20 protein-coding genes and 1 pseudogene are annotated in these 21,513 nt (G+C 50.1%); 17 read left to right on the top strand and 4 right to left on the bottom strand.

The window, feature by feature from the left end; all coding sequences use genetic code 11:
• The first annotated feature begins 26 nt into the window (after nt 1–26).
• From LQV63_RS21720 to LQV63_RS21695, 6 genes are all read left to right on the top strand, one after another.
• Nucleotides 27–974 (top strand): DUF1177 domain-containing protein, encoded by a 948-nt coding sequence (locus tag LQV63_RS21720; protein WP_233698275.1) that lies wholly within the window; start codon nt 27–29, stop codon nt 972–974.
• A 135-nt stretch (nt 975–1,109) separates the two neighbouring features.
• Nucleotides 1,110–1,814: an AroM family protein gene (locus LQV63_RS21715; RefSeq protein ID WP_233698274.1), complete on the top strand. Its 705-nt coding sequence runs from the start codon at nt 1,110–1,112 to the stop codon at nt 1,812–1,814.
• 1,015 nt (nt 1,815–2,829) lie between these two features.
• The gene (locus tag LQV63_RS21710; RefSeq protein WP_233698273.1) at nt 2,830–3,840 is read left to right on the top strand and encodes a glycosyltransferase family 2 protein; all 1,011 of its coding nucleotides are present in this window, start codon (nt 2,830–2,832) and stop codon (nt 3,838–3,840) included.
• On the top strand, nt 3,837–4,343 hold the full coding sequence (locus LQV63_RS21705) for a GtrA family protein (protein WP_233698272.1): 507 nt from the start codon (nt 3,837–3,839) through the stop codon (nt 4,341–4,343). Before LQV63_RS21710 ends, LQV63_RS21705 begins: the two co-directional genes overlap by 4 nt.
• Before the next feature lie 77 nt (nt 4,344–4,420).
• Nucleotides 4,421–5,842: a glycan biosynthesis hexose transferase WsfD gene (gene wsfD / locus LQV63_RS21700; protein WP_233698271.1), complete on the top strand. Its 1,422-nt coding sequence runs from the start codon at nt 4,421–4,423 to the stop codon at nt 5,840–5,842.
• A 120-nt stretch (nt 5,843–5,962) separates the two neighbouring features.
• Nucleotides 5,963–7,216 carry an anaerobic sulfatase maturase gene (locus LQV63_RS21695; protein WP_233698270.1) on the top strand — a complete coding sequence of 418 codons (1,254 nt, stop codon included), beginning with the start codon at nt 5,963–5,965 and terminating at the stop codon, nt 7,214–7,216.
• A 75-nt stretch (nt 7,217–7,291) separates the two neighbouring features.
• Here the strand turns inward: LQV63_RS21695 and LQV63_RS21690 are convergent, their stop codons facing one another.
• A complete protein-coding gene (locus LQV63_RS21690) occupies nt 7,292–7,942 on the bottom strand; it encodes a hypothetical protein (RefSeq protein ID WP_233698269.1) in 651 nt (216 codons plus the stop codon).
• Nucleotides 7,943–8,107: 165 nt separating this feature from the next.
• Here LQV63_RS21690 and LQV63_RS21685 point away from each other — a divergent pair, with 165 nt between their 5' ends.
• The 3 genes from LQV63_RS21685 (at nt 8,108) to LQV63_RS21675 (ending at nt 10,625) form a co-directional block, all read left to right on the top strand.
• Nucleotides 8,108–8,680, top strand: coding sequence for a hypothetical protein (locus tag LQV63_RS21685; protein WP_233698268.1), 573 nt, complete (start codon nt 8,108–8,110; stop codon nt 8,678–8,680).
• A 33-nt stretch (nt 8,681–8,713) separates the two neighbouring features.
• Nucleotides 8,714–9,160, top strand: coding sequence for a MarR family winged helix-turn-helix transcriptional regulator (locus tag LQV63_RS21680; RefSeq protein ID WP_019421683.1), 447 nt, complete (start codon nt 8,714–8,716; stop codon nt 9,158–9,160).
• A 67-nt stretch (nt 9,161–9,227) separates the two neighbouring features.
• Nucleotides 9,228–10,625: an L-cystine transporter gene (locus tag LQV63_RS21675; protein ID WP_233698267.1), complete on the top strand. Its 1,398-nt coding sequence runs from the start codon at nt 9,228–9,230 to the stop codon at nt 10,623–10,625.
• A 93-nt stretch (nt 10,626–10,718) separates the two neighbouring features.
• On the opposite strand, the gene LQV63_RS21670 is transcribed toward LQV63_RS21675, so the two are convergent.
• On the bottom strand, nt 10,719–10,880 hold the full coding sequence (locus LQV63_RS21670) for a DUF1328 domain-containing protein (protein WP_019421685.1): 162 nt from the start codon (nt 10,878–10,880) through the stop codon (nt 10,719–10,721).
• Between the two features lie 202 nt (nt 10,881–11,082).
• On the opposite strand from LQV63_RS21670, the gene LQV63_RS21665 reads away from it, so the two are divergent.
• From LQV63_RS21665 to LQV63_RS21630, 8 genes and pseudogenes are all read left to right on the top strand, one after another.
• Complete coding sequence (locus LQV63_RS21665) at nt 11,083–11,760, top strand: DUF948 domain-containing protein (RefSeq protein WP_019421686.1); 678 nt, start codon at nt 11,083–11,085, stop codon at nt 11,758–11,760.
• 187 nt (nt 11,761–11,947) lie between these two features.
• Nucleotides 11,948–13,090: a PP2C family protein-serine/threonine phosphatase gene (locus LQV63_RS21660; RefSeq protein ID WP_019421687.1), complete on the top strand. Its 1,143-nt coding sequence runs from the start codon at nt 11,948–11,950 to the stop codon at nt 13,088–13,090.
• A gap of 61 nt (nt 13,091–13,151) precedes the next feature.
• Nucleotides 13,152–16,577 carry a response regulator gene (locus tag LQV63_RS21655; protein ID WP_233698266.1) on the top strand — a complete coding sequence of 1,142 codons (3,426 nt, stop codon included), beginning with the start codon at nt 13,152–13,154 and terminating at the stop codon, nt 16,575–16,577.
• 40 nt (nt 16,578–16,617) lie between these two features.
• Complete coding sequence (locus LQV63_RS21650) at nt 16,618–17,484, top strand: CheR family methyltransferase (RefSeq protein WP_233698265.1); 867 nt, start codon at nt 16,618–16,620, stop codon at nt 17,482–17,484.
• 11 nt (nt 17,485–17,495) lie between these two features.
• Nucleotides 17,496–18,707: pseudogene (locus LQV63_RS21645) on the top strand (ATP-binding protein); the annotation flags it as partial.
• Nucleotides 18,708–18,979: 272 nt separating this feature from the next.
• Nucleotides 18,980–19,300, top strand: a complete 321-nt coding sequence (locus LQV63_RS21640; RefSeq protein ID WP_019421691.1) for an STAS domain-containing protein — start codon at nt 18,980–18,982, stop codon at nt 19,298–19,300.
• Between the two features lie 29 nt (nt 19,301–19,329).
• Nucleotides 19,330–19,788, top strand: coding sequence for an anti-sigma B factor RsbW (gene rsbW, locus LQV63_RS21635; protein WP_233698263.1), 459 nt, complete (start codon nt 19,330–19,332; stop codon nt 19,786–19,788).
• Nucleotides 19,785–20,552 carry a sigma-70 family RNA polymerase sigma factor gene (locus LQV63_RS21630; RefSeq protein ID WP_233698262.1) on the top strand — a complete coding sequence of 256 codons (768 nt, stop codon included), beginning with the start codon at nt 19,785–19,787 and terminating at the stop codon, nt 20,550–20,552. The genes rsbW and LQV63_RS21630 overlap by 4 nt, the downstream gene beginning before the upstream one ends.
• A gap of 70 nt (nt 20,553–20,622) precedes the next feature.
• Here the strand turns inward: LQV63_RS21630 and LQV63_RS21625 are convergent, their stop codons facing one another.
• Entirely contained in the window at nt 20,623–21,063 is a 441-nt protein-coding gene (locus LQV63_RS21625; protein WP_233698261.1) for a hypothetical protein, read from the bottom strand.
• A 13-nt stretch (nt 21,064–21,076) separates the two neighbouring features.
• Nucleotides 21,077–21,460, bottom strand: coding sequence for a YtxH domain-containing protein (locus LQV63_RS21620; protein ID WP_019421695.1), 384 nt, complete (start codon nt 21,458–21,460; stop codon nt 21,077–21,079).
• Nucleotides 21,461–21,513: the final 53 nt, after the last annotated feature.

The following is a 21,513-nucleotide window of genomic DNA, read 5'->3' as shown; positions in this document are numbered from 1 at the left end:
CATCGAGCTGAAAGGGAGAGAAAATCATGGCTTTACTGCAAACGTTGCAAATATATGAAGCGGTAGACAATGCATTTACATCCGGCGAAGCGGTGAAGGATCTGTTCAAGCCTTACCCGCTTGCTGACGTAAGTGTGCAGCGCGTTCATGGGGAGAAGGGCTTTACAGACTTCATCCGCATCTTCATCCCGGGAACGGAAGGCAAGAGTCAGGGCGGGCAAGCACCGAGCTTCGGTATCGTCGGGCGGCTGGGCGGACTTGGAGCGCGGCCGCAGCGCATCGGCCTAGTCTCCGATGGCGACGGCGCGATTGCGGCGTTGGCGGCTGCGTTGAAGCTCGCCGACATGAGCGGGAAGGGAGACCGGTTAAAGGGGGACGTATACATTACGACCCACGTGTGCCCGGACGCACCGACCTTGCCGCATGAGCCGGTTGACTTCATGGATTCGCCCGTCGATATTGCGACGATGAACGAATACGAGGTGCTGGACGAGATGGAAGCGATTCTGTCGATCGATACGACGAAAGGCAATCGTGTCATCAATCATAAAGGGATCGCCATTTCCCCGACTGTGAAGGAAGGCTACATTTTGCGCGTCAGCGATGATCTGCTTCGCATTATGGAAATGACGACCGGACAGCATCCTGTCACGTTCCCGATTACGATGCAGGACATTACTCCATACGGCAACGGGCTGTATCATATTAACAGCATCTTGCAGCCTTGCGTAACGACCGCTGCGCCAGTCATCGGCGTCGCGATTACGGCACAGTCGACTGTACCGGGCTGCGGTACGGGAGCCAGCCATGAAGTCGATATTGCGTTGGCTGCGCGCTTCGCGGTGGAGGTAGCCAAGGAATTCACGAATGAAGTCTGTTCCTTCTATAATAAAGGCGAGTTCGAGCACATGTTGAATTTATATGGACCGATGAATGCCCTGCAGACGCTGGGCAGACCGTTAGCGGAGGTCTAGGGCAAAGCGGCCGTTCAACGCTCGGCAATTGGAGTTCAGCATTGGCATTCAGCTTTCAGCATTCTACAGTCGGCATTCGGCGCCAAGCGCCATGTCGTGTCATATAGGCTCATGATGGGGAAAGGAGAGATTCGCATGGAACGAAGCGATAGTCGGCAACGCGTGAAAATAGGGCTCATTACGATAGGTCAAGCACCGCGAACGGATGTGCAGCCGCTAATCGAGCGTTGGTTGGCCCCTTGCGCAGATGTGCTGCAAGTCGGTGTCTTAGACGGTATGACGCTGGCGCAGATTGAACGCGAGCTTGGCCCGAAGCAAGGCGAGTTCGTGCTGACGACGCGACTGGCCGACGGTGAAGCTGTCGTCTTGTCCGCGGCGAAAACGGAAGAAGCCATGCAGCGCTTGATAGACGAATGTGAACGGGACGGCTGTCAAGTGATCGTCCTGCTCTGCACCGGAGCGTTCCGCAATCTCGGCACCGAACGGGCCTTGTTGATTGAACCTGAACGTGTGCTGACTCCTGCTATTGCGAAGCTGGCGGGCAGGACTCCGATTGGGCTTATTATTCCGCTTGCGGAGCAGTCAGAGGAGATGCGCCGGAAATGGGGAGCCTTCGACGCAGCGATTACGACTGCGGCGGCTTCCCCCTATACGGCAACGAGCGAGCAGATCGCGGCTGCGGCACAGGAATTGAGAGCTGCAGGCGCCGGAATTATCGTGCTCGATTGCATGGGATACACGTTAGAACACCAACATATCGCCAGAGAGGCGAGCGGATGCTTCGTGCTGCTGTCGAGCAGCTTGCTGTTCAAACTTTTGACCGAGCTATGCGAACTATAAATCTCTTATATGTATTAAGTCGGAATACCGTCTGTTGTTTGCCGAGAGCAAGCAGTAGACGGCTTTTTTATATATGGAAGATATCTGCCGACATGGTTTCACTTTTCCACTCCCGGAGAAGGTATGCCCGTTTAAGCCTTTGCCTCACTCTCCCCTCCAATCAGATCAGCAGTAACCCATTCTCCTAAAAACGAGCATGTTTCATAAGATTAGAAAACAAACTGAAATGATAAATTTTTGTTCTTAGCCAAAAAAACATGATGTAGTGGTTTCCGTTCCATGGTCCTTATATCCAATCTCCCATACAGTCAGGAAGGATCACTAGCGTCTGGATTAAGGTACATACCGTTTTCCGTTTCGTATAGACACCATGCGATGAAGCAGCTAATCATGATGACAGTTAACTTGGCAACGTCCAGAGTCGTCAGTGGGCGTAACGCCTTCTGAAGGAGGGGGAGAATGAGGCAAAGGGTCAGATGAATCGAATCCCCTACAGTGTGAACGCACCAACTTCTGATGGAAGGGGAGAATGAGGCAAAAGGTCGGATGAATCGAATCCCCTACAGTGTGAACGCACCACCTTCTGAAGGAGGGGGAGAATGAGGCAAAGGGTCAGATGAATCGAATCCCCTACAGTGTGAACGCACCAACTTCTGATGGAAGGGGAGAATGAGGCAAAAGGTCGGATGAATCGAATCCCCTACAGTGTGAACGCGCCACCTTCTGAAGGAGGGGGAGAGTGAGGCAAAGGGTCAGATGAATCGAATCCCCTGCAGTGTGAACGCGCCGCTGAACTAGCGGAATATTTCGTTAATTATGAAGAGTCGATGCCTTGTTATTCGACAGATGGTGCGCCTTTAGGCGACTCTTTCATGAGTCTGAGTAATGGCCAATTGCAACGGTAGAGGGCGGGACAGGTATGAAAGTAACCCTCTTAGTTATAGAATATTATGGAAGGTAATTGTATAATAGAGGAAAAAATTCTTTAATATAGCCTCTATAAAGGAGCTTAGGTATGACATTGCCCATTCTATATATGGTCGTTCCCTGCTATAACGAGGAGGAAGTACTGCCGCTTTCCATACGAAAGCTGACAGATGCGCTGACTGTGCTTGTCCAGGAACAAATGGTGTCAAGCGAAAGCCGACTGCTGTTTGTTGATGACGGCAGCCGTGATGCTACTTGGATGCACATCGTCGAAGCGCGTGAACGGAATCCTTGGGTCAGCGGATTGAAGCTAGCTCGCAATGCCGGTCATCAGAAGGCGCTCTTGGCAGGGCTGATGTATGCTAAGAACTTTGCGGACTGCATCATCTCTTTGGATGCCGATTTGCAGGACGACGTCGCGGCAGTGAGCGCGTTCGTACGTAAATTCCATGAAGGATACGAAGTCGTCTATGGCGTGCGCGAATGCCGGGATTCCGACACATGGTTCAAGCGCTGGAGCGCTGAATCGTTCTATAAGCTGATGCGCCGAATGGGGATTCCGCTCGTATTCAATCATGCCGACTACCGCTTGATGAGTCGGCGCGCGGTGGAACATCTGGGAGAGTTCCACGAAGTCAATCTGTTCCTGCGCGGTATTGTGCCGCTGATAGGCTTTCGTCAGACCGAGGTCACTTACCGGCGCCAAGAGCGGGCGGCAGGAGAATCCAAATACCCGCTGCGCAAGATGCTGTCATTTGCATGGGATGGTGTTACATCCTTCAGTATTAAGCCGATGCGGATCGTAACGATGCTTGGCTTCATCAGTTTGGGGGCGAGCGCAGTTGCGGGAGCGTATTCGCTCATTTCCAAGATAGTGGGACAGACCGTCTCAGGCTGGACGTCCATCATGCTGTCGTTGTGGTTTATCGGAAGCATACAACTGCTGGCGCTCGGCGTCATCGGGGAATATATCGGCAAAATCTATAATGAAGTGAAACGCAGGCCGCCATATATTATTGATATCGTACTGGCGGATAAGCCTGCGGCTGAACAACCGGCTTGGACGGCCACTAGAGCCTGGTCCAATGGGATGCTATGAGGCCGGTATCGCTGCAGTGGGCCCGATTGTTCGGCCGGTATGCCTTGGTAGGGGTTATTAATACATGCATTGGGCTTGGTCTCATTTATGTGCTCATGCATGCGGCGGGGTGGAATCACTTCGCGTCTACCTTTGTGGGAAATACAGGGGGAGTGATATGCAGTTACGTGTTGAACCGCAGCTATACATTTCGGTACGAAGGGGCGAGGTTTCGCAGCTTTGTCCATTTTTTTGCAATCGCGATGCTGTGCTATGGGTTCGCTTACATGGTGCTGCATCCGCTCATCGCAATGATGATAGAAGGAGCAGTTCCTTCCCTTGCCGCAGCCTGGCGGGATTCGGCAGTCGTATTGGCAGAGGCTGGAGTATACACCATCACTTCGTTTCTGCTGCACCGCAATATTACGTTTGCCGACAAGCGTCCTGTTCAAGTTAACTCATCGTTCCCATTAGAATCTCATGCTGCGGATGACTATGGGAAGCATCGCAAAGCCGAGCATTAAACTAAATAGAAGTAATTTATAGAAGCAATTTTATGAAGCAAGCAGGAGCATGACTCTAGGGGAGAGTGGGATTGGGAATGAAAAGAATGGATTGGATCACGTGGAGCGCCATCGGAATCGGCGTCGTCCTGCTTGTTTGCATCCTCTTTGCCCCTCCGTTTATCGGGGTGGCCGACAATGGGGATTTTGACCGTATTTTGGGAAGCGGAGGCGTATCTCCGCTAAGCGATACTTATTCGTATGAAGACAAATACTTCGGCTACAGCCACTCCAACTATGAATATGGGCCTTTTGCTATCGGATACGTCTCATCGCAAATTCTGTTTGTCTTTATAGCAGGCTTGCTGGGAAGATTGCTCAGTCCGGATCAGTTTCCGTTGGAAGCGATGGGCATCGTCTATTCGGTGCTGCTATTGCTGACTTTGTTCATCATTGTGCGTTATGCATGCGCCGGCAAGCGTTGGTTGCAAATTACGGTTGCGGCATGCACCTTGTTCATTTTTTTTGATATCGGCTATGTCGCTTATTTTCAGTCATTTTTCGGCGAACCGGTATCGCTTATTTTTTTGCTGCTGTCGACTGCGATTTCGATCGTCTTGGCGGTGCAGAAGAAGCCGGCTTCCTATTGGCTTGCGCTGCTCTTTGGATGCGCCGTCATATTGGCAGCTTCAAAAATTCAGAATGCTCCGATCGGACTTGCGTTTGCACTGTATGCCTTCCGACTGCATCGGAAGCGCCCGGATCGTTCATGGAAACGGCTCATCATAGGCGGTTCCGCCTTCATGATAGCAACGACGGGGCTAATATATGTCTTTGCACCGAAGGAACTTAAGCAAATCAATCTGTATCAAACGATTTTTTTCGGAATTTTAAAAGATTCGCCGCATGTGGCGCAAGATTTGGAGGAGCTCGGCATTCCGCAAAAATATGCGGTACTGGCCGGAACGAACTATTTTCAGACCGATGTGCCCATAAAGCAGGATGCGCCCGAATTGACGGAGCATGTCTATTCCCGGCTTGGACACTTTGATGTGGTCGGCTACTATTTGCGTCATCCTGGACGCATCATTGATAAGCTGGAGGCTGCTTCAAGTCAAGCGACGATGATACGGCCTTATTACTTGGGAAACTATGAGAAGGAGTTGGGCAAGCCGCGGGGCGCAATCTCCTATACGTACAGCTTATGGAGTGAAGGTAAAAAGAAACTTATTCCGAAGCATTTTATTTTTTTTATTATCTTCTTCCTGCTATATTTCGCGGTCATTATAAGAGAATATATACGCAATAAAGCGCGCAGACACGTGCTCGATGTCATGCTGCTCGTGAGTGTGGTCGCCATTTTCTCAGTGGCGGTTCCGCTCGTAGGTGACGGGGAAGCCGATTTGGGCAAGCATTTGTTTTTGTTTAATGTCAGTTTCGACATTATGATAGTGTCGTCTGTCGTCTGGTTGGTCGCTCAGGCCCAACGGTTGTTCGATCGTTCGCCGGAGCTGGAGTGAAATGAGGCTGTGACATCGGTCCTTGTCAAACGAATATTATACGTTTACGGTGAAAGAAATGAAGCATAGAGAGTGTTGCTAGAGCGAACCAAGTTACATCAAGAGGGAGAGATTCGCGAGATGGCTCACGCATGCATGGATCATGTCATACGTTCACCGCAAGGTGTCATGTGGAAGACGGTATCAGAGGATTGCAATCTGGCTTGCGACTATTGCTATTACAGCTCATGTCAAGGTAAACCCGGCTCTACAATTCGCCGGATTGATGACAAAGTATTAGAAACGTTTGTTCAAAAATATATGGCTGTCGCATCAGGTGCAGCTTCTTTTGCCTGGCAAGGGGGCGAGCCATTGCTGGCAGGCAAAGACTTCTTCGAGCGCGTCGTCGCGCTGCAAGCGATGTATGCGCCTCCGCATACGGTAATCAGCAATTCCGTTCAGACCAACGGAACGTTAATCGATGAGGAATGGGCAGCCTTTTTCCGCCGCTACTCCTTTTTGCTCGGTGTAAGCTTGGACGGTCCACAAGCGATTCATGACAAGCGCCGGGTAACCGGATCCGGGGCGGGCTCCTACAAGGCGGTCATGCGAGGCATTGATTATTTGCGGCAGGATGGGGTGGATTTTAACATTTTGACGGTCGTGCATGAAGATAACGTGCATCAGGCGGCAGCGCTCATGCAGTTCTATGCGGAGCAGCAATTTACGCACGTGCAGTTTATCCCATGCATGGACTTCCGTTCGCAGGATGTGGATGCGCCCGGACGTTTTGTGATCACTCCAGAACAATATGGACAATTTTTGTGCGAAGCCTTTGATATTTGGTACAACGAAGGGAATCCGTTATTCTCTGTGCGCATGTTCGACAATGTGCTGCAAGCGGAGGTCGGCATGGAGCCGGAGTTGTGCATCCACCGCTCATCTTGTCCGCAGACGCTTATTTTGGAACAGAACGGGGACGCTTATCCGTGTGATTTCTTTATCCATGAGCGGTACAAGCTAGGCAATGTCGCCACGGATGAACTGCAGCATATTCTGAACCATCCCGGCTGGAAGCAGTTCCTCCAGATGAAGCAGGATATGCCTGCAGCATGCCGGCAGTGCGAATATGAGCGCTTTTGCCATGGCGGCTGTCCGCGCAACCGCATCGGCCAAGGTTGGGAAATAAACGAGCATACCGATTATTTCTGCGCGAGCTATCGGATGCTGTATGCTTATGCGGCCGAACAAATTCGCCATCTGGGCCGCGTGATTCGCACGCGCGAGCTGGTCCGTTATCAAGCGGCAGGCGGCAAGCTTCCCGGCCGCAACGAGCCTTGTATGTGCGGTAGCGGGCGCAAATTCAAGCAATGCTGCGCGACTCTCTTATCGTGAGGAAAGCCGCTCGATGAACATAGGAAAGGCGATGCCATGCGGCATCGCCTTTCCTGAGAAAATCTATGTTCGTTCCTACCGCTTGATCCAGAGGTCGCCTTTCCATGTCACGACTTGTGCCCACAGCTGGCCTTTACCGTCTTTTTTCTCGTTTTTAATTTTAACGGTTTGCGGGGACAAGGAGCCGACCTTCTTCCCGTTTATCGCATTATATAAGGCCGTTGCTTTCTTCAAAGTGACCTGCTGCACTTGTTGGGCAGGATCGATAATCCAATATTTCCCCTTGTGCGTATTGATTTGGAACCATATGAACCCGGAATCGTCCATACGCTCGCTAATAATATTGGCAGTCTGCGAACCGAGTACGCCAAGGCGATCGCCGTTCGGTGTTTTATAGAAAGCCGTCTTATTCGGAATGATGACGGTTTTGGTCGAAGCATTCGGATCTTTCATCCACGTGTAGCCAACCCATGTATGTATTTTATACCAAGTGATGTTGCTGCTGTCCGTCGTCGCTTCTTCAATCCCGACTTTTTGCGGTGCGAGATAGCCGATTCTTTGACCGCCAACAGCTTCATAGAATGCCGTCTTCTGTTTTAAATCCATCGTATCTGTCTGTGCGCTTATTGCCCCCGTCGTATTTCCGGTTTCCGCCGCAAAAGCCGCGGTTGCGGATACCGCACTGAATGCTAACGTCAATACCATCACTGCAGCCAATTTCTTCATTATTGAATTCTCCTCTCTCATGGTTATACAATGGTATAGTTTACAATTCTCAAGTGTGTCCGAAATTGCGCGCATCTCTTTCGTTCACTTGCTTGTACACTATGTAACCGCGCTCAACCAGGATGAAACAGCGTTTAGAAATTTTTAGGGAAAGGATGGGGGAGAATGAGAAAGCTAGGAAAGTGGTTGTTGAGAGTGCTGGCCTTCCTCCTTATTTTATTCATTATTATCGTGATTGCGGCTTATTTCTATATTCGTCCGGGCGAGCCGATAGGCTGGCCGCCGAAGGTCGAAGTTACCTTAATGGAACGATTGGAGCAAATGGTGCACAATCGCTCGCTGCGCTTGCAGCTGAAGGAAGATGAGATCAATGCGTTGGGGGCTGAGTTTATGGAGACGACGGAGCCATATCGGACCTACAAACAGCAATGGAATATTACCGGGATGCGCATGCGGCTAGATAATGATGCCATGAACATTGACGTTCAGGCAGAAGCATTTGCCGGCGTGCAAGCCGGAGTGAGGGTCTCTTACAAGCTAGAGTGGAATGAAAGCACGCAGACGATTCGGGCCATACCCGAAGGAACGCATGTCAAAGCGCTGACCGTTCCCCAGTCGTGGCTTAAGCTCAAGCCGCTGGAATTCCCGCTCGCATCCCAGCTTCCGGCTTGGGTTAAAATCAAGCATGTCGAGTTCACTGCAGACGGTTGGTGGCTGACATTAGGGTTAAAGCTGTAATCATATTTAATGATGTAGGAGAGTGACGTATCCATGCCTAATCGGGAGGAACTGCTGCAGCTGCAGACGAACTTCCGCTCCATGCTGCGCCGCATGCGCATGCAGTGGGATCAGCATTTGGATTCGACTTTGAATCCGACTCAATTCGCCGTCCTCGAACGGCTATATCGCCATGGAGCCTTGAAAGTGACCGAAGTGGCCAATGAGCTCTGCTTAACACCGGGAGCGGTGACCGGTATAACTTATAAATTGATGGAAATGAATTATGTAATTCGAAAAGGCGATACGATGGATAGACGCATCAATTATTTGGAGCTGACGGAAGAAGGGCGCAAGCGGGTTATTGAGGTGTCTGCCCAGCGCGAGCAGTTGTTTGTCCGGTTCTTTGAAGGCGTTCCGGATGAGGAGCTGCGTCATTTCATGAATGTATGCAAACAAGTAAATCAAAATTTGGATGAATTTAAACAGAATGGGCAGTAATAATAACGCTGCGTAACTGGAACGACCATCGCATTCAGACCATTGACGGATGAAGGAGTGAAACGCTATGACGGACGGATGGTGGATAGGGCTTCATCTTGTAATCATAATAGCCTTCATCATCGTGCTGTATCTTATGCAGAGGAAGCATACTTCCTTCACGAAGCGGGTATTTGCCGGCTTGGGACTCGGGATCGCTTACGGTGCAGTACTGCAATGGCTGCATGGTGTCGATCATGCCGTAGTCCATACGGTGAACGATTGGTTCGACATTGTCGGCGGCGGATATGTGCGATTGCTCCAGATGGTCGTTATCCCGCTTATTATAGTGTCCATCATATCTGCCATTCTGAATGTTACTACCAAAGCAGGCGTAGGGAAGATGAGCGCCGTCATTATCGGCATATTAATCGGGACCACTGCGATTGCCGCCGCTGTCGGAATTGCCTCGGCGCTGGTGTTTGACTTATCGGCCGTCGATATCGAAGCGGGGAAGCAGGAGTTGGACCGCGGCAATTTTCTGGACAGCAAATTGGGCGAAGTCAGCGAGATGACGATTCCGAAGCAGGTGCTGGAATTTATTCCGGCCAACCCGTTTCTCGATATGACCGGAGCCAGACAGACATCGACGATTGCCGTCGTGATTTTTGCGGCGTTTACGGGTATTGCCGCATTGGGCGTAGCCCGGAAGAAGCCCGAACATGGAGCCATGTTCAAATCGATGATAGATGCGCTCCACGCGATTGTGATGCGAATGGTAACCATCGTGCTTCGTCTCACTCCTTACGGTGTGTTAGCCTTAATGACACGGGTCGTATCCACGACGACTCCGGCTGAAATTTTAAAACTAGGAGAATTCGTGCTTGCTTCTTATGTCGCGCTGCTCGTCATGTTCGGTATCCATCTGCTGTTAATGGCATTGTCGGGAGTATCCCCAATTCGCTATGTGAAAGGGGCGCTGCCGGCATTGGTGTTCGCATTTACGTCGCGGACTAGCGCCGGCTCTATCCCGATTAATGTCGATACGCAGGCAGGGCGGCTCGGCGTCCCCGAGAGCTTTGCCAATTTCAGCGCTTCGTTCGGCGCGTCCATGGGACAGAACGGGTGCGCCGGCATTTATCCGGCCATGCTTGCCGTCATGATCGCACCGACCGTCGGAATCGACCCGGCCACCCCTGGATTTCTGCTGCAGCTTGTTGCCGTCGTCGCCGTCAGTTCCTTCGGTGTGGCTGGTGTTGGCGGTGGTGCGACCTTCGCAGCGCTTATCGTGCTGTCCTCCATGAACTTGCCTGTCGCTCTGGCTGGATTGCTCATCTCCGTAGAGCCGCTCATCGACATGGGGCGCACCGCTCTGAACGTAAATGGTTCAATGACGGCAGGCGTACTGTCATCCCGTTGGCTTGGCCAGTGGGATAAGGATCGATTTCTTCATCAGAAAGCCAATACTCAAGACGATATCGCGTAACGAAAAAACGATTCGCTTTCCTTAACGGGAAAAACGAATCGTTTTTTTTTGTTGTATATGGATGGAAATCATAGTATCGTCTCGATTCATCTGCTATGATACTTTACGACCGGTAATGAGGGAAATTACAAACAGGATCAGGAATAAGAAGAACAGAAATTTCGCAATGGACGCCGCAGCCTCGACAATGCCGAAAAAGCCAAAAACTCCTGCAATAATCGCAATAATTAAGAAAATGACGGACCATCGTAACATTGTAATCCTCTCCTTTGTTTGGTGATATTGTGAATTACGGATACATAACCGGACTGTACGCAGCATGAAACAATTATCGCAGCTTGTTTCGCGCGAATCGGCAACGGGTACTTATAGATGATTCTTTCAACTTCTGTAAGCAACTATCCGATAAGAAATGAATGCAAGTAGATATAACACTTTCTGAAAGGCGGAGATTTTCATGTTAGTAGGAATAAGCTCATTAATAGCGGCCATCGCTTTTGTCGTATTGGTCGTATTTCTCATCCAGACGCTGCAGTCCGCGAAGCTGTCGCTCGATCGGGCGGCCAAGACGTTGGAAGAAGTGCAGCATACGGTAGAATTACTAAGCGGCGATTTACAGGCAATTACGAAAAACGCGAATCATGTCACAACGGAACTGTCCGAGCAAATGAAAAAAATAGAGCCAGTCGTTGATTCGGTTCAGCATGCAGGTGAGGCGTTGAACGAAATTACGTTGGCTGCGAAGCAAATCTCTGTCGGATTGGTAAACGGCGTGCGCAAAGCCGCTGTCCGGTTCGAGCGCAAACCAAGCACTGCAGCAGCACCTGCTGAGAAGCGTGAATCGAAGCCCGAGCCTGCTCTACAGGACAGGCACGGAGCAATGTCAGCGAGTCAGGCGCCAGTACAGGCTCCGACATCCAGCGTGCCTCTGAGTGATGCACAGCCGAATCATCGTGTTGCGCCAGCTAGTCTGGTACCTGCCGAGACTGCCGAGACACCTGCGGAGGTTGGACAGCAAGCGGCATTGCAGGCGCAGGCCAATCAAGTGCAAGGAGCGGATAACAACCGCCAAGATTGGCGCGCATGGGTAGATCTCGGTACGAAGGCGTGGCAGTTGTGGAGACAAGGAAACTAGACAATGAGCCGGTTAAGCGATATCGTTAGCCGGCTTTCGCTTTTCCCTAAATATGGCCATTTTCTGTTAAAATCTTAAATATTAATGCGAAAGCGCGTTTTTTTCCGGTATAGTGGTAATTAGGTTTTTTTGTGTGTACGGTTATGGTGCGCGACATCAAATAAATTGGAGAAGGGAGGAGAGTATGATGAATGTTCTCGTTGTGGATGACAACCCAACGAATGTCATGCTCATTCGCGAAATCTTGCGCAAAGCAGGGTATAACGGGATTCAGACTGCTGCCTCTGCTCGTGAAATGTATAATGTTTTAGGTATGGAGGGACCGCTAGGACCCTTAAAAGTGCCTGATATCGATTTGATTCTATTAGATATGATGATGCCTGAAATAGACGGCTTGGAAGCTTGCCGTACGATTCAGCAGTATTCGGAGTTAAGAGATATTCCTATTATTATCGTCACGGCGATCGGCGACTCTCATATGCTGGCCGAAGCGCTAGATGCGGGAGCGGTTGACTATGTGACGAAGCCGATCAACCGCATCGAGCTGTTGGCGCGCATCCGGCTGGCGCTGCGCTTGAAGCGAGAGAAAGATTGGCATAAAGAACGCGATCGGCACATTCGCGAGGAGCTCCGGCTTGCCGCCAAAGTGCAGACTTCAGTATTAACGGAGCCGTTCCATGACGATCACATCACGATAGATGCGCTCTATCAGCCTTCTGAAGAGCTTGCGGGCGATTTATATGCATGGTTCCCGCTAGGACAGGGCCGTTATGGCATTATCATTATTGATATGATGGGACACGGCGTTTCTTCGGCGCTGCTGTGCATGTTCATTGCTTCCGTCCTTCGTGATGCGGTGATGCAGATCGAACAGCCGGATCTTGTCCTGAAACGGTTGAATACGAAATTTCATCAGCTTCATATGAATGGGAATTTAATGCTCTATTATATGACGGCGCTATATGTGGTCGTCGATACGAACAAGCAATGCATTCAGTATGCAAATGCGGGTCATCCGCCGGGAATCGTCATGATGGAGGATGGCCACATGATCGCCCTTGAATCGACAGGGTATCCAGTCGGCATGTTCCCTGAATTGGAAGTAGAGACGCATGAGGTGCCGTGCAAATCGCGTGCACGCATGGCATTATACACGGACGGGTTGATGGAAGCGGCAGGAGATACCGTGGAGACAGCGATGAAACGGATGGCGCAGCTGCTGAAGCAAGAGTCGTCGTTTCAGTCGAAGGCGTGGAATGAGCTGTTTCATCCATCGTCAGACATCGACAGCAAAGATGACAAATGTCTTATCTGGGTGGACGTCCATTGATTTATAGAGGTTGTTGAAAAGGACCTTTTTGAACACGCAATAATAGAGGGAGGAACGGACGTTGAAGATACGAACGAAGCTAATACTCGGATTCGTCTTGTTCATAGTCATCATTTCTTCATTAGGTTCGGTGTCGTATGTTCGGATGAGCAGCTTGAAGCAAGACCTGGATCGCTTCTATTCGGACAACTTCCGCAAGGTCGAATTGGCTTTCAACGTGCGGGATGATGCGAACAACATCGCCCGCGGGATCGTCACGGAGCTGTTGAATCCGGATTATGGCGCCCCTGAAGTGCAGGACAAAATCGATGAGGAATTGCAAACTCGTGAGAAGATTATAAATTCTCTAGAGGAATTGGACGAGAAGATGATAAGTCCACAAGAGCGTCAATTGATGGATAAGGCGAAGAGGGATTGGAAAAGATTCGACGAGTATGTTACCCAAGCCGTGAACTTAAGTGAAGATGACCGCTATGAGGAAGCGAACAAGCTTCGCAACAAGGTTGGCTTGGATTATCAGAAAAACTTGTTGAACAGCCTGAACGATTTAGCACATTATCATGAAACGAAAATCAATGAACAAGTATTGAGCGCAACCAAAAACTATGAAAATGCCGTTAGTTGGACGGTGGGCATTATGGTGCTCGGACTCATCATTACTTGCGGTGTAATGCTGTGGGTTATTCCGGGCGTGATGCGGAATTTGAACACGATGTCACTTATGGTGCGCAGTCTGGCTCGCGGTAGATTACGAGTCATTCGCAAGCTCAAGCCGCACACGAATGACGAAATCGGAGAAGTCATTAACGTGTTCAAACAGATGGCGGAAGATATCGAAGCGCGCAAGCTTAGCGAAGAGCAGTACCGGAAATCGCAAGAGGAGGAAGCGTGGGTCGACGGGAATATTGCCCGCGTCACGGAACTCTTGAATGGCGCCACGACGCTCAATCAAGTCGGACAGACCTTCGTCAGCGAATTCGTTCCGACGCTCGGAGCGCAATACGGGACTTTGTTTATTCGCGATGAATTGAAAAATCCAAAGCGATTCCAATTGTTCGGCACCTATGCTGCCAGCGACGACTTGGATGCGGATCAGCAATTTATGATCGGGGAAGGCTTGAACGGGCAGTGTGCGGCCGATGAGAACCCGATTATCGTGCGTGATATGAAGGATTGCTCGATTCGAATCCAATCGGGAATATGCCAATCGCAACCGATTGAGCTGATCCTTTACCCAATTAAGTTCGAACGCCGTGTCGTCGGGGTGCTGGAGCTCGCCTCCCTGCAGTCCATGACTGACTTGCAATATCGATTGTTGGAACAGCTGGCCACGAACCTGGGGGTCATTATCCATACGATTAACGGCCGCTTGCGTGTTGAGGAGCTGCTGCGCGAATCTCAGGCGTTAACCGAAGAACTGCAATGTCAATCGGAAGAGTTAATGACGCAGCAAGAAGAGATGCGCCGTTCGAACGAGCATCTGGAATCTCAGACAGAGGCATTGAAGCGTTCGGAGGAAATGCTGCAGCGTCAGCAGGAGGAGCTGGAGCATTATAATACAGAGCTCATCGCCAAGACGCGTGCTCTGGAAGAACAGATGCTGACGACCCAAGAGAAAAATGAAGAGCTGGAACGCACGCGCACGACGCTTGAACGTCAAACGCTGCAGTTGGCTTTGTCATCGAAGTACAAATCTGAGTTTTTGGCCAACATGTCGCATGAGCTGCGCACGCCGCTCAATAGTCTTCTGGTGCTGTCACAGCTGCTGTCTGAAAATAAAGAGGGCAACCTGCAGGATAAGCAAGTGGAGTACGCCCGCACCATTCATATGTCAGGCTCGGATCTGCTGAAAATGATCGATGAAATATTGGATCTATCCAAGATTGATGCCGGCAAGATGAAGTTGAATTTTGAAGAGGTCTATTTAGGAGAGCTCGGCTCCTTTATGCATGACAGCTTTGCAACAATAGCAGCGCAGAAGGGGCTCCGTTTTGAAGTGAACATCGAGGAGGGCTTGCCGGACAGCTTCATCACGGATGGGCATCGCGTGAAGCAAGTCGTGCGGAACTTGCTGGGGAACGCCTTTAAATTTACGAACGAAGGTGCGGTGAAGCTGGACATTGTGCAAGCGTCGGCAGAGGAGCTGCCTGCTCACTTGAGAGAGACAGGCCAAAACTATATGGCCTTGCGTGTAACGGATACCGGCATCGGCATTCCGAAGGACAAGCAGGCGCTCATCTTTGAGGCATTCCAGCAATTGGACGGCACGACAAGCCGGAAATACGGCGGTGCTGGCTTGGGCCTGTCTATCAGCCGCGAGCTTGCGCGACTGCTGGGCGGCAGACTGCATGTCGAGAGTCATGAGTACGAGGGAAGCATATTCACATTCTATGTTCCGCTCAAGACTGCTCAGCAAGCGGCTGCCGAAGCTGGTACGCCGCCTCTGTCGGACGCGTCCGCGAAGCAGGACGCAGCAGGGGCATCGGCGTTACCGAAGGGGCAACGAGAGGCGCAGCATGCGGCTGAGCAAGAGGCTGGACTGGCTGCATCAGTCAAGAAGCGCGCTTCCCGCCATGACAGTGATTCGAAGGAAGTGCTGCGCATGGCATGGGATGAGGCGATCAAGCAGGAGGTTGCTGCCGCTCATGAGAGTGAATCCAGCCGCTCCTGGCCATTTGAACGCACACGGAGGCTGCTCATTGTAGAGGATGACGGCCCCCAGCGGCAATCGCTCATTGCCTTGATTGAAGGTGTCGACGTATCGGTGACCGCCGTGTCGACTGGCACCGAGGCGCTGAAGCAGTTAGCTGATCGCAAATTTGACGGTATGGTGCTTGATTTGCTGCTTCCGGATATGACTGGCTTCGAGCTCATGGATCACATCAGCCGCAATCCCCAGCTTAGACGGGTTCCTATCATCGTCTACACTGGCAAGCTGCTGGATGCAAAGGAAGAGACGGAGCTGAAGAAGCGTACGCAGAGCATCATCATTAAAGACGTAAAATCGGCAGAGCGTCTGCTGCAAGAGACAATGCTGCTGTTGAACCGCATAGATGCGAACGACGCTGATGAGGATACGTACGGGCATGGACATACGTCCAATGACGAGCTGTTGTCAGGCAAACGCGTGCTGCTGGTCGATGATGATGTCCGCAATGTATTTGCGCTGTCAAGCGCGCTGGAGCAATACGATATGGATATCGTGTATGCGGAAAATGGGCGTGAAGCGCTCGAAGCATTGGGCGAGCATGCCGATTTCGACCTTATTTTGATGGATATGATGATGCCAGAAATGGACGGCTATGAAGCAATGCGCCGCATTCGGGAGATACCGCAATTCGAGAAGCTGCCGATTATCGCGCTGACGGCGAAGGCGATGAAGGAAGACCGCAACAAATGCATTGAAGCCGGAGCATCGGACTACGTAAGCAAACCGTTCCAAACAGAGCAGTTGCTTTCGCTCATGCGCGTCTGGCTGTATAAATAAGGGGATCATTATTAACTGATATGAAGGAGCAAGGATGGACATGAACGGTAACAGCCTCGGTTTACACGATGACAAGAGACGGCCTCAAGATACTGACCGAGAACGAATTGAAATCGAACTGTTACTTGAAGGGGTTTTTCGGGTATATGGTTATGACTTCCGAGATTATGCCTATCCTTCGCTCAAGAGACGAATATGGCATCAAGTGTTCTTCGAACAAGTGGATACGATATCGGAGCTGCAGAGCCGCGTCTTGCACGAACGGGACTGCTTGCAGCGGCTAGTGCACAGCTTATCGATTCCGGTGACGGAAATGTTCCGTGATCCATCCATGTTTAAGGCGTTTCGTCAGCAGGTCGTCCCGTTGCTGCGCACGTACCCTTACATTCGGATTTGGCACGCGGGATGTTCGACTGGGGAAGAAGTGTATTCCATGGCAATCTTGCTGCATGAAGAAGGCTTGTATGAAAAAGCTAGACTATATGCGACAGATCTGAATTCGCGCTCGCTGCACCAGGCAAAAGAAGGCATTTGTCCGTTGGACAAAATGAAAGTGTACACGAAAAATTATATGGAAGCGGGAGGCACGAGTTCGTTCTCGGAGTACTACACCGCTTCTGGCGATGGCGTGGTCATTCATCCTTACTTACGCAAAAACATTATTTTTGCGGAGCATAACTTAGCAACAGATCGTTCTTTTAATGAATTTAACGTTATTCTATGTCGGAATGTCATGATTTACTTTAATGAACCGTTACGCAATCGCGTTCATCAACTGTTCTACGAAAGCTTGGCGCCGCTTGGCGTGCTTATTGTCGGTTCGAAGGAATCCTTGCACTTCACCGAACGTGAATCTCAGTATGAGGAAGTGGAGCGCAACGAGAAGATTTATCGCAAAATTCGGTAGGAGGTATTGTGATGGCTACATTGGAGCCGATAAATATCCTGCTCGTCGATGACCGACCAGAGAACTTGTTAGCGCTCGAAGCTGTACTATCCGAGGAGAGCTACCGTTTAGTGAAAGCAACCTCCGGCGAAGAAGCGCTGCGGCATCTGATGAAAGAAGAGTTTGCTGTCATCGTGCTTGACGTTCAAATGCCGGGGATGGACGGGATTGAAACGGCAAAGTGGATTAAGGCGCGCGACAAAACAAAAAACATTCCGATTATTTTCGTGTCTGCAAACTATAAGGAAACCGAGCATCTGTTCGCTGGTTATTCTGCCGGCGGCGTGGATTATATGGTTAAGCCCTTTGTCCCGCATATTCTGAAATCGAAAATTCATAGCTTTGTCGGCATGTTTCAGGCGCAAAAAAGGCTGCAGGCCCAAAAGATGCTGCTTCATCAGAAGACGCATGAATTGGAGCGAATGAACCGGGAATTGGCGGCTGCCAAAGAAGCGGCGGAACGGGCGGCCTTGGCGCGAACTCAATTTCTAGCTATGATGAGCCATGAAATTCGCACTCCGATGAACGGGGTCTTAGGCATGGTGGACTTATTGCTTGATACAGAATTGTCGCCGGACCAAGGCAATTATGCTGAATTGATTCGCAAGAGCGCGGATTCGCTCATACGGACGATTAATAATATTTTGGATTTCACGAAGATGGAGTCAGGCAAACTAGAGCTGGAAGAATTCCCGTTCGATTGCTCTGCTTTGGTGACCGAAGTGTACGAATTATTTACAGCCGAGGCAGGCAAACGGGACTTGAAGCTTGCTTATTCGTTGGATCCAGACGTACCGAGCTGTCTGTACGGAGATATGCTGCGTTTGCGGCAGGTTCTCATTAACCTTGTAGGAAATGCTGTGAAATTTACGGATGCGGGTGAAGTGAACATCCATATTTCTGTCTTGCAATCAATGCGGAATGGAACCGACGAGATGCATCGGATTCAGTTCGAGGTAAAAGATACGGGTATCGGCATTCCGTCTGATAAAATGGGCGGGTTATTTCAGCCCTTCGCACAATTGGATTCTTCCATGAACCGGAAATACGGCGGAAGCGGATTGGGACTTGCGATTTGCAAATCACTTGTCCAGTTAATGGATGGTGATATTCGCACCGTGCCGGCAGAGGAAGGCGCTTTGTTTATTTTTGACGTCTGGCTTCGAGGCTATTATGAACAAAATTAGTAATAGTGCGTGTTCAAAAAGGTCGGTTTTCAGCACCAAGAAGGTTGTAGGAACTCGAAGAAAGAGCAGCGCAGTGTAGGCGAGACTACATGAGCAGCGGACTTCGAGAGTGAATGCAAGATTCGATGCCGAACTTTCTGAGTGACTTCGTGATCAAAAGCGGACTTTTTGAACAACCTCTAATAGTGCGTGTTTAAAAAGATGTTTCGCGTGAAGCGTTTAAGGTTATTTACCTGTAAGCATCATACCTACACATAGGAGAGGAAAATATGAGCGGAAATAAATTTTCGGTAACGACACAACAAGATAACGATAAAGTGGTTGTACAATTACAGGGCGATTTGGACCTGGCGGCAGCTAAAGAGTTCCGCGCATTTATGGGGCCTATCGTTGACGATGCGGCCATTGATTTAGCGCTTGATTTAGAGCAACTTACTTATATTGACAGCACAGGGATTGGCATTTTGATATCGATACTGAAAATGCGTCATGAACAGCAAGCCTCGTTTACGATTGTGAATGTTCCGCCGCATGTGCAGAAGCTGTTCGACATGACGGGGATTTCGAAGTTTTTAACTCCGAACGCTTAAATCTAACATATTACGAAAGGGAATGGATCATGGATAAGGAAAGAGCGCTGAAGCGTGTTAAATTAGCATTGCCAGCCCAAGCTGAATACGTTGAACTGGCCCGTCTTGCACTGTATGGAATTGCGAGCCGCATTGGATTTTCTTATGAAGAGATTGAAGACATGAAGGTCGCTATTTCTGAAGCTTGCAATAACGCAGTGCTGTATGCATATGATTCACCTGGCGGAATGGTCGAAATATTATTTGAAGTGAACGACGACGAAATTGGAATCACCATCCAAGATGAAGGAAGCAGCTTTGACGCAGAACGCAAGACGAGCAGCTTGGCAGGCTGGCACGAGAAGAGCCTCGATGAGGTACAAGCAGGGGGGCTAGGGTTTTATTTAATGCAGGCCTTGATGGATGAGGTGGAAGTCATGAGCGTGGAAGGGCGCGGTACCGTTGTCAAGATGAAAAAACGATTGCAAACAAGCGGAGAGCTTATATGAGGGCTGAATCCCATGGCGCAATGGAACATGCCAATGATCTTATTCATCAATATCAGGACACGAAAGACAACGATATCGCCACCATCCTCATCAAGAAGTACGAACCCATGATTAAAATGGCAGCCGGTAAAATTTCCCGCAATCGCCCCGACTTGTTTGAGGATTTGATGCAGGTCGGCAATATGGCACTTATCCGCTTGCTGCAGCAGTTTGACAGTTCTTTGGGTGTACCGTTCGAAGCGTATGCGATGAAGAGCATGATCGGCCATATGAAAAATTTTCTGCGTGATAAATCATGGTACATTCAAGTGCCGCGCCGGATTAAAGAAAAAGGAGCGCTCGTCCAGCAGACGATTGATGAGTTGACTGTACGGTTGGAGCGTTCACCGAACGTCGAAGAAATCGCAGCGAAGCTCGAACTTACCGTAGAAGAAACGGTGGAAGTATTGGCTGGACGTGAATGCTATCATTATGTTTCTTTAGATACGCCTCTGTCTCAAGACGAGAGCGCGGCAACGTTAGGAGAACTTATTAGTTCGGATACGGATGACTATAAAGCGGTGGAGCGCAAGATGGACTTGACAGAGGCCATGAAAGCGCTAAAGCCGGAAGAACAGCAGGTGCTATCATTGGTTTTTGATGAAGGTCTGTCGCAGCGCGCCGCAGCTGAGCGATTGGGTGTATCGCAAATGAGCGTGTCCCGCATACAGCGGCGGGCGACTGATAAATTAAGGCAGATTCTCACTTCACAAGACCATACCTAAACATAATGAAGATGCTTTTCCTCATGAGGTTCTAGGGCAAGCATCTTCATTATGTTTAACTGTTGGAGGTCTATTGGGTCTTCGTCTGCACCCTATTCATGTCTTCACCAAGCTGCTTAACTGCTTGCTCATTCGGTGCCATCGTGTTCAGCGTATCTGCAGGGCTCTCTGTCGCAGCCGCCGCTTCATGACACGCAATTCCAAGCTCGCTCGCTAACTTAGAACATAGCGCTTGCAAAATATTGGCTGCCTTGTGCTTCAGAAATGAAGGTACGGGATGAAGGCCTGAAAAGCCCGCATTAACGGTGTCAATGCGCAAATCCCCGTTGGCGAGCTTAGCGGCCGGAACCGTAAACATGTGGCTGGCACGGTCTTTATCCAGCTGTTCATTGACGAGTCCCAATACGAATACGACTTGTTCACTGCACTGTATACCGGTGAAGCCGTGCTGCAAAAACAATTTGCGCACGGCTTCAGCTTGAGCGGAAACAGGGGGTGGTATGGCTGTCATGGAATCCCTCCCGTTATACTTCTTCTTTCAATTGAGCTGCAACTTCTTCCGCAACATCAGCGGATGCTTCTTTCAGCTCATTCGCGGTGCTAGTCACTGAATCTTTGACGCTGGCAGCCAATTGCTGAGAGGCGTCTTTCACACCGCATACGACGGCTTCAGCTTTAGCTCCGACTGTCTTCACTACTTCTGAAGTGCGTGTACCCAAGTCGCAAGCGATTTCTTTTGTTTTGCCGCCAACGACCTGAGCTTTTTCGCCCAAATCCGAACGTAATTCACGGCCTGATTTTGGAGCGAGCAGCAAAGCGGCCGCTGCGCCGAGAAGACCGCCGACGACAAGACCTTTTACGAATGTTCCACCTGCGCAATTGTTATTGTTTTCTGTATTTTGACTCATGACCATCTCTCCTTTTAACCTATTTCTTTATATTGCTTTAAGGAGGATTACAC

This window comes from Paenibacillus profundus (assembly GCF_021369635.1).
In the GTDB taxonomy this organism is placed as follows: Bacteria; Bacillota; Bacilli; order Paenibacillales; family Paenibacillaceae; genus Paenibacillus_B; species Paenibacillus_B profundus.
This window is presented reverse-complemented; position numbering and strand designations above follow the sequence as displayed.

Excerpts from the sequence above, each read along its gene's own strand:
- LQV63_RS21670 (WP_019421685.1), bottom strand. The coding sequence starts at position 10,880 with ATGTTACGATGGTCCGTCATTTTCTTAATTATTGCGATTATTGCAGGA.
- LQV63_RS21690 (WP_233698269.1), bottom strand. The coding sequence starts at position 7,942 with ATGAAGAAATTGGCTGCAGTGATGGTATTGACGTTAGCATTCAGTGCG.
- LQV63_RS21685 (WP_233698268.1), top strand. The coding sequence starts at position 8,108 with ATGAGAAAGCTAGGAAAGTGGTTGTTGAGAGTGCTGGCCTTCCTCCTT.
- LQV63_RS21620 (WP_019421695.1), bottom strand. The coding sequence starts at position 21,460 with ATGAGTCAAAATACAGAAAACAATAACAATTGCGCAGGTGGAACATTC.
- LQV63_RS21650 (WP_233698265.1), top strand. The coding sequence starts at position 16,618 with ATGAACGGTAACAGCCTCGGTTTACACGATGACAAGAGACGGCCTCAA.
- LQV63_RS21665 (WP_019421686.1), top strand. The coding sequence starts at position 11,083 with ATGTTAGTAGGAATAAGCTCATTAATAGCGGCCATCGCTTTTGTCGTA.
- LQV63_RS21695 (WP_233698270.1), top strand. The coding sequence starts at position 5,963 with ATGGCTCACGCATGCATGGATCATGTCATACGTTCACCGCAAGGTGTC.
- LQV63_RS21640 (WP_019421691.1), top strand. The coding sequence starts at position 18,980 with ATGAGCGGAAATAAATTTTCGGTAACGACACAACAAGATAACGATAAA.
- LQV63_RS21680 (WP_019421683.1), top strand. The coding sequence starts at position 8,714 with ATGCCTAATCGGGAGGAACTGCTGCAGCTGCAGACGAACTTCCGCTCC.
- rsbW (WP_233698263.1), top strand. The coding sequence starts at position 19,330 with ATGGATAAGGAAAGAGCGCTGAAGCGTGTTAAATTAGCATTGCCAGCC.
- LQV63_RS21660 (WP_019421687.1), top strand. The coding sequence starts at position 11,948 with ATGAATGTTCTCGTTGTGGATGACAACCCAACGAATGTCATGCTCATT.
- LQV63_RS21675 (WP_233698267.1), top strand. The coding sequence starts at position 9,228 with ATGACGGACGGATGGTGGATAGGGCTTCATCTTGTAATCATAATAGCC.
- LQV63_RS21710 (WP_233698273.1), top strand. The coding sequence starts at position 2,830 with ATGACATTGCCCATTCTATATATGGTCGTTCCCTGCTATAACGAGGAG.
- LQV63_RS21720 (WP_233698275.1), top strand. The coding sequence starts at position 27 with ATGGCTTTACTGCAAACGTTGCAAATATATGAAGCGGTAGACAATGCA.
- LQV63_RS21705 (WP_233698272.1), top strand. The coding sequence starts at position 3,837 with ATGAGGCCGGTATCGCTGCAGTGGGCCCGATTGTTCGGCCGGTATGCC.
- LQV63_RS21625 (WP_233698261.1), bottom strand. The coding sequence starts at position 21,063 with ATGACAGCCATACCACCCCCTGTTTCCGCTCAAGCTGAAGCCGTGCGC.
- LQV63_RS21630 (WP_233698262.1), top strand. The coding sequence starts at position 19,785 with ATGAGGGCTGAATCCCATGGCGCAATGGAACATGCCAATGATCTTATT.
- LQV63_RS21715 (WP_233698274.1), top strand. The coding sequence starts at position 1,110 with ATGGAACGAAGCGATAGTCGGCAACGCGTGAAAATAGGGCTCATTACG.
- wsfD (WP_233698271.1), top strand. The coding sequence starts at position 4,421 with ATGAAAAGAATGGATTGGATCACGTGGAGCGCCATCGGAATCGGCGTC.